This window comes from Roseateles sp. (assembly GCF_036404855.1).
In the GTDB taxonomy this organism is placed as follows: domain Bacteria; phylum Pseudomonadota; class Gammaproteobacteria; order Burkholderiales; family Burkholderiaceae_C; genus Pelomonas.
The window spans coordinates 33636-40897 of sequence record NZ_DASWYS010000200.1 but is presented as its reverse complement, the minus strand read 5'-3'; the positions used below and the strand labels follow the sequence as shown (position 1 = coordinate 40897).

Annotated in this window: 6 protein-coding genes; 5 read left to right on the top strand and 1 reads right to left on the bottom strand. The window is 67.7% G+C overall.

The window, feature by feature from the left end; all coding sequences use genetic code 11:
• The coding region (locus VGF12_RS13470) for a hypothetical protein (RefSeq protein WP_331176545.1) at positions 1–942 on the bottom strand (942 nt) is incomplete at its 3' end.
• Positions 943–1377: 435 nt separating this feature from the next.
• Here VGF12_RS13470 and VGF12_RS13465 point away from each other — a divergent pair.
• The 5 genes from VGF12_RS13465 to VGF12_RS13445 all read left to right on the top strand — a co-directional run bounded on the left by VGF12_RS13465 (position 1378) and on the right by VGF12_RS13445 (position 7044).
• Positions 1378–1920: a PepSY domain-containing protein gene (locus VGF12_RS13465; RefSeq protein ID WP_331176544.1), complete on the top strand. Its 543-nt coding sequence runs from the start codon at positions 1378–1380 to the stop codon at positions 1918–1920.
• A gap of 24 nt (positions 1921–1944) precedes the next feature.
• Entirely contained in the window at positions 1945–2421 is a 477-nt protein-coding gene (locus VGF12_RS13460) for a DUF2271 domain-containing protein (protein ID WP_331176543.1), read from the top strand.
• Between the two features lie 10 nt (positions 2422–2431).
• The gene (locus VGF12_RS13455) at positions 2432–4636 is read left to right on the top strand and encodes a PepSY domain-containing protein (protein ID WP_331176542.1); all 2205 of its coding nucleotides are present in this window, start codon (positions 2432–2434) and stop codon (positions 4634–4636) included.
• Positions 4617–5618, top strand: a complete 1002-nt coding sequence (locus VGF12_RS13450; protein WP_414710086.1) for an FAD:protein FMN transferase — start codon at positions 4617–4619, stop codon at positions 5616–5618. Before VGF12_RS13455 ends, VGF12_RS13450 begins: the two co-directional genes overlap by 20 nt.
• A gap of 361 nt (positions 5619–5979) precedes the next feature.
• On the top strand, positions 5980–7044 hold the full coding sequence (locus VGF12_RS13445; protein WP_331176540.1) for an FUSC family protein: 1065 nt from the start codon (positions 5980–5982) through the stop codon (positions 7042–7044).
• Positions 7045–7262 lie beyond the last annotated feature (218 nt).

Here is a 7262-nt window from a genome sequence, read left to right as displayed (position 1 = left end):
GAGGGGTTGATAGCGATCGAACAGCGCGTCGAGACGGGCGCGGGTGCCAGGGTCGGGCAAGCTGCGCGCAGCAATGCACTGCTCCACCTGATAGGCGCGAAACATCTCGAAGTCGTTGAGCTGGGCCAGGGGCACCGGCTGACCTGATGCGGATAGCCGGTCCAAACCCTGCTCGAGGACGTCGGTCAGCGCCCGGGCATATTGCTGTTCCTGCCCTTTGAGTCGTTCGTCTTGGGCGATCAGCACGGCCTGGTTGTGATCGACCTGCCGCTTCAGCTTGTCGAAGTCTGGCATGAAGGCGCGGATGTCAGAGGGCTGGGTGCCCAGGACGTGACCTGAGGGCGTGGGTGGGGCCGACGGGGCCGGCGCCGTGGGCCGCTTGATGCCCAGCATGCCCAGGAGGCCGTTGGCCGTGATGCGCGGCGCCCCCCCGGGCAAGCCACCCGAACTGGGCTGCGGTGCGGGCTCGCCACGGCCGCGGGGCGCGACATCGCCGCCACCGGTGGGACGCGGGCCAACCGGCTCGACCGTGCGGCGGGCCAGGCTGCCATTGACCATCTTGGCCTGCGCCTCCCACCGCGTCTGCTCGAACTGCCACACGTGGCGGGCCTGCGCGACGCTGCGACCGGTCTGTTGGGCATTCTCGATGGCTGCGCGATCCACCCACGGGATCGCGTAGGTGAGGCTGGCGCATTGCCGGGCGACGGCACCGTCTTCTTTGAAGGCCGGCGGCGGGGCCTTGGGATTGAGAAGGGCGTAGTTCTTCTTCTCAGGGGTGTTGTAAGTCTCCTGGCCCGGCACATAAATATCCAGCAGCGGTGTGTCCGCCGTGACATTGGCCGCGACGGCGGCTGACGCCACCGTGGCAAGCAGCAGCGCGGCCAGGCCGGCCGCGCCGGGCGGGGGAGGAGGGGGGAGCGCGCGTCGTTTCGAGGATCGCATGGTGGCAGTCATTCAGGGCGCCTGACGCCTGGACGTGGCGAACTCGGCGCGCACGTTGACGGGCGGAACTTGAGGAAGGCGCCGTCCGGGAAAGGGAAGGGCGGACGGGAGGCTACCGCGATCCCATGTCGCCCAGACTCAGCGCAAGCCCTTTCAGGCCATCCAGATGAGGGGGAGGCTTCAAGGCCCATGTATGACGGGGCTCAGGCTTCACCGGGTCGACAGGGTCCGCCTGCCCCTCATCGGCTTGCATGGATCCCAGGCGGTCCGTGGGAAGCACCTAAGGCCCGCAGAGCCCTGGGTTGATGAACAGAGGGTGAACGAGGCATTCAGCTTTCTTTCAGGGGCGCGCGCAACAATGCCGCGGCAGGAGCGCAAAAGCCGTATGCCGTCGAACGTTTCAGCCGGAACTTGGCCCGTCGAACCCGCCAAAGCATGCGAGGCCCGCTGCGCGATCTGGGGCCGCGTGTTGGCGCGCTGCGGGTCGTGGCGCGTTCAGGCGTGCACCCGCAGGGCGGGATCGAGCTGCGCCGCAACCTGTCATGTGCCAGTCTTCTGTGGGAGCCTTCCATGAAATGCCTGCCTTCTTCACGTCGGGGCGTGTTGGTTCTTTCGCTGGGCCTGGCGGTCCTGCCCACCTGGGCCAGCGACGATTGCGATGCGCCGGTGAATCGCTGGCAGTCGCGCGAAGCCTTGCGGCAGTGGGCATCCGCGCAGGGCTGGCACGTCAAGCGGCTGAAGATTGATGACGGGTGCTATGAACTTCGTGGCACGGATGCCCAAGGGCGCAGCTTCAAAGCCAAGATCGACCCGGAAACCCTGAAGGTGTTGAAGATGAAGCAAGACCACCACCCGCGTGCCCGGGAACGCGACGACGCGGGTGCTGGTCGCGTCCCTCGCTCGCCGCGGCCGGACGACGCTGCCGTGCCCGCGCCTTTGCCCGCCTCGGGTGCCGCGCCGCGCGGCCACGTCGAGTAACCACTTTTGTACAGGAGGATCACCATGCCCAAGCCGCTCATGACCATTCTGGGGGCTGCCTGCGCGCTGGCCGTTCCCGCCTTGGCGCAGAGCCGTCCGCTCACCTTGACCGCCCAGCTCAAGAACTACGGGGGCGATGGCGCCTACCTGGCGGCGTACCTGACCGATGCGAAGGGTGCGTATGTGCGTACGCTGTGGGTGGCCGGGGGCAAGGCCAAGTACTACAAGCACCTGTCGGACTGGAGCCGGCTTTCGGCCGGGGACACCAAACGCCTGAACGGCGTGACCGGCGCCAGCGTGGGTGCGGGCCGCACGCTCAAGGTCACTGCCGATCTCGCGGATGCATTGATAGATGCGGGCTACGAGATTCGCCTGGATGTCGCCGCAGAAGACATGCGGGACAGCCCGTCCGAGGTCCGCATTCCGCTGGCCACAGCCAACGCCGGCAAGCCCCAAGCCGGCAAGCAGTACATCCAGTCTGCGACTTTCCAGTTCCGGTGACCGGGTTCGCATGACCTGGAAGGCAATTCACCGCTGGCTGGGCCTGACCCTTGGCGCCCTGACCGTGGTGCTGGGTATCACCGGGGCCGTGCTGGCGTTCGACCCGGTGCTGCAGGCCTGGCAGGCCCCGGCCGCACCAGGCAGTTTGCCGGTGGCCACCCTGGTGGAGCGCGTCACGCGCAACGTCCCGGATCCGGAGGAAATTCGCCGGCTGCCTTCGGGTGCGATCGTGGTGTTCAGCTTTGCCGGCGACCAGCCGCAGGCGTCCTACGTGGATCCCGCCAATGGCCGGGTGCTTGGCGCGTGGGAGCCGTCGCCGCTGCCGCGCTGGGTGAAGAACCTCCACCGCTCACTGTTGTTGGGGGACGCCGGTCGCTGGGGCGCGGCGGGCATTGCGCTGACCATGGGTGCGCTGTGCGTCTCGGCCCTGGTGCTTGTGCTGCGGCGCATGGGAGGCTGGCGACGGCTGACGGCGCGGGTGCGCGGCACGCTGGCGCAGCGCATTCACGTGGTCGCAGGCCGAGTGGTGCTCGCCGTCCTGTGCCTGACATCACTCACCGCGCTGACGATGAGCGCTTCGACCCTGGGCCTCGTGACACTGGACAGGACCGAGCCCGAAGTGATCTCAGTGGTCGCCGGCGGGCCTGACCGGCCCGGTGCGCAGCTTCCCGCCCTGATGGAAATTGCGGTGAAGGATCTGCGAAAGCTGACCTTTCCCGGCACCACGGATCCTGAGGACACCTGGACGGTCACCACAGCCCAGGGGCAAGGTTGGATCGACCGGTATTCGGGCCAGATGCTGGTGTGGCAAGACGCCACGGTCGCGCAGCGCCTCAACGACTGGGCTGTGGTGCTGCACACGGGTGAGGCGGCCTGGCTTTGGGCCGCGGTCCTCGGGCTTGCCGGCGCCAGCGTACTGGTGTTCTGGCTGTCAGGCATGGTCATCTGGTGGCAAGCACGTCGGCAGACACCGCGGATCGCAGGAAACACCCCCTTGGCACAGGCTGATGTGCTCATCTTCGTGGCCAGTGAAGGGGGCAGTACCTGGGGCTTCGCCCAAACGCTCCACAACGCACTGCGCCAGAGCGGCCACCGCGTTCACTCGAGCGCACTGGAGAACTTTCAAACGGCGGCCGCCACGCGGCAGGTGTTTGTGCTTGCCGCAACCTATGGCGAAGGTCAGGCACCGGCACACGCGAGCCAGGCCTTGAGTCGCATCGCCCAGCTTGACGCCAAGGCGGTGCCGGTGACGGTCCTGGGCTTTGGTGATCGGCAGTTCCCGGCCTTCTGTGCTTTTGCAGTCACGTTGGACCAGACGCTGCGCGCGCAGGGCTGGCCCGCGCTGCTGCCGCTGGAGTGCATCCACCAGCAGTCGGGTCAGCAGTTCGCGCGCTGGGGCGTGGCCCTGGCGCAGGCGCTGGGAGAACCTCTGGTCCTCGAGCATGTGCCGCGCGTGCCGCCCACGGTGCAGCTCACGCTCATTGCGCGCCAGGACTATCCCGAGGCCTTTGAGGCGCCCACGGCGATTCTGCGCTTTGCGTGGCCTGTGCAGAGTCTGGGTGCCCGATTGCAAGGGCATGGTGGGCTGCGGTTTGCCGCCGGCGATCTGGTGGGCGTCGTGCCACCGGGTTCCGCGGTGCCACGCTACTACTCGCTGGCGTCGGGACGGGAGGATGGGTTCCTGGAGATCTGCGTGCGTCAGATGCCCGGTGGTCTGTGCTCCACCCATTTGTTGGGTCTTCAGGTGGGCGATCGCGTCACCGCCTTCATCCGGCCCAATCCCGGCTTTGCACTGCCGCGAACGCGGCGGCCGGTGCTGCTCATCGGGGCGGGCACAGGCGTGGCCCCGCTTGCCGGCTTCATCCGCCGCAACGACAGGCGCGGCCCGATGCACCTGTACTTCGGGGGGCGCGACCCGGCGCGGGACGCCTACTTTGGCGCCGATCTCCAGCGCTGGCTCGGCGAGGGGCGTCTGGCGACGCTGAAGACGGTCTTCTCACGCGTGCCCAACGGCGGCGGTTATGTGCAGAACGCCCTGCGCCGAGACGCCGGGCACGTGCGTGCCCTGGTGTCACAGGGGGCGATCGTGCGCGTCTGCGGGAGCCGTGTCATGGCACAGGGTGTCGCAGAGACGCTGGACGAGGTGCTGGCACCGCTGCGCACGAGCGTGGCGTCGCTCAAGGCCAAGGAACGCTATGCGGAAGATGTTTTCTGAGCCTGCCATGCCTGGCAAACGTACCACCCTGCACGGCTCGACCATGGGAACACGTTGGTCAGTCAGTCTCGACGCCCACAGCACCGTGGACCTGCCCTCCTTGCGTGAGGACCTGGCTGCAGCGGTGGCGCAGGTGGATCAGCAGATGTCGCCCTGGAAGCCGGACAGCGACCTCGTGCGATTGAATCGCGCGGCCGTGGGCGAGTGGGTGGACCTGCCGGCTGAACTGCTGGAGGTGCTGGACTGTGCGCTCGATATCAACCGCCTGAGCGAGGGTGCATTCGATCCGTGCGTGGGCGCGCTGGTCGACGCGTGGGGGTTCGGCGCGGTCCGCGATGCACCTGACGCGCAGGCGATTCGCCTCGCACGTCAAGCCCGGCCGCCTGTCGCGCACGAATGCCTCGAGCTAGATCGACCCGCGGGCCGCGTGCGCAAGCATGCACGCGCGCAATTCGACCTGTGCGGCATTGCAAAGGGCTATGCCGTGGACCGCATGGCCTGCGTGCTGAAGCAGCATGACGTGCGACATGCGCTGGCAGCGCTTGATGGCGAGTTGCGCGCCGTGGGCGCTCAAGCCAGCGGCAAGCCCTGGGCTGTGGCGCTCGAGCGGCCCGAGGCTGGGCGACGCGCGGTGCACGGGGTCATCGAGCTGGAAGACCTTGCCGTCGCCACCTCGGGCGACTACCGACGTTATCTGGAAGTGGAGGGGGCGCACCTCGCGCACACGATGGACCCGCGTCGCTGGGCGCCAGTGCACAACGCCGTGGCCTCGGTCACCGTGCTGGCGCGTACTTGCATGCAAGCAGACGCCTGGGCCACAGCCCTGCTCGTGGCGGGTGCCGACCAAGGCCTGGTCGTGGCGCAACGCATGAGGATGGACGTGCTGTACCTGTTGCGTCGCGCGGAGCACCTGGTGGACGTGGGTCTGGGTCGGTTCGGCACGTCTGCGGACCGGTCAAGTCTTGTCTGCCACGGCGGCTGACGCGGCAACATGGAACCGTGCCGGCCCGGAGCCTCGACCGGGTCATCGTCGTGCCCTCCGGTCGCCGGCGCAGCAGGCAGGCCGCGGTCTTCATCCTCGCTGAACGACATGAGCGCTGCTTTGGACGCTAGGTTATTTGGGGCCTCTCGAGTAAGAACCGACGGAGTGACCGGATGACCTGTCGAATTCCGTCATCTGCAAGAAGGCCAGGGTGTCGGCGGCCAGCATGGCCCCTCGGAGGCGTGGCTGCTTCGATGAGGTGGCAACTGTTCTGTTAAAACGCTGAACGCATGAAGCAGTCGAGACTCGCGGAGCAACCTGACGCTGGCGCCCGGGTCGATCCTGCGGGTGCACGCGCTTCATGAATCTGAAGCAGTACCTGATCGAAGAGTGGCGGCAACTCGCCCGAGTGAACCGCAGCGACCGGCCCTGGGAGATGCCCGTTGCTGCGGCGCTGTGCATGGGCGCGCCTATCTTCGCGGGTGCGGCGATGGACGACATCGGACTGGGGCTCGCGGCGTCGTTGGGCGGCTTGGTTTTCCTGCATCTGCCGGCCACGGGACTCGCGCACCGCATGTCCTGGCTGATGGCCTGCGCGTTCGGCATGACGGCGAGCCACGCCCTGGGCATGCTTGGCCACTTGGTGCCGGCGCTGGTGGTGCCCATGATCGTCATCATCACCATCCTGGTGATGATGGTTTGTCGCTTCTACGCGGCGCCACCGCCTGGCGGCCTTTTCTTCGTGATGGCAGCGGCGATCGGCGCGTACAGCCCAGTGCACGGCCGCGATGCGCTGGCGCAAATAGGGGCCGTGGCGGCGGGCGGCGTCCTCGCCGTGGCCATCGGCTTTCTCTACAGCCTGCACATCGTCAGCCGCAGGGGCCATCCCGAGCCGCTACGACGTCCAACCCCAAGTCTTGACACTGTGGTGATGGAGTCCGTCGTGATTGGTGGATTCGTCGGGCTGTCGCTGTTGGCCGCCCACGCGCTGCAACTGACGCGGCCCTACTGGGTGCCCGTCAGCTGCCTGGCCATCATTCAGGGCGCTTCCGTGCGAGCGGCCTGGTCGAAGCACTTGCATCGCACCCTGGGGACCGCGGCGGGGCTGCTGGTGTTCCTCGGCATCACCCAGATCCCACTCGGACCGTGGGGCACGGCGGCCATGGTGATGGCGCTTGCATTGGTCGTCGAGACCCTGGTGGTCAGACACTACGGATTGGCCACCGTCTTCATCACACCCATGGCGCTGTTGCTGGCCGAAGGCAGCCAAGGCAATGCGCTGGCAGCACCTTGGACGCTGATGGAGGCCCGACTGATCGACACGGTCGTGGGGGCGATCATCGGCGTGGCGGGCGCGGCCTGCCTGCACAACACACGTTTCCGCCACTGGGCCGGCAGCAGGCTGCGGCGGCTGTGGCCCGGTTGAGTCCCGAGCGTCTGCGTCGCATTCCGGAGCTGTTTTGCACGCCGCGGCAGGCCGGGCAGCCGAACAGCCGCCGGGTGCTGCTGTGTCGTCCGTCGATCCGGTGCAAGGCAGGGCGCCACGGCCTGCCTGGAGCGCGGCGCCAGCTGCCTGCGGGCCACTCGTGAAACCCGTCGGGAGGTCGCTTTCACGCGCTCCCCGGCGGGCGGCGTGGCGTCCAC

Coding starts and splice junctions, on each gene's coding strand:
- VGF12_RS13445 (WP_331176540.1), top strand. CDS start 5,980: ATGAATCTGAAGCAGTACCTGATCGAAGAGTGGCGGCAACTCGCCCGA.
- VGF12_RS13455 (WP_331176542.1), top strand. CDS start 2,432: ATGACCTGGAAGGCAATTCACCGCTGGCTGGGCCTGACCCTTGGCGCC.
- VGF12_RS13465 (WP_331176544.1), top strand. CDS start 1,378: ATGCGAGGCCCGCTGCGCGATCTGGGGCCGCGTGTTGGCGCGCTGCGG.
- VGF12_RS13450 (WP_414710086.1), top strand. CDS start 4,617: ATGCGGAAGATGTTTTCTGAGCCTGCCATGCCTGGCAAACGTACCACC.
- VGF12_RS13460 (WP_331176543.1), top strand. CDS start 1,945: ATGCCCAAGCCGCTCATGACCATTCTGGGGGCTGCCTGCGCGCTGGCC.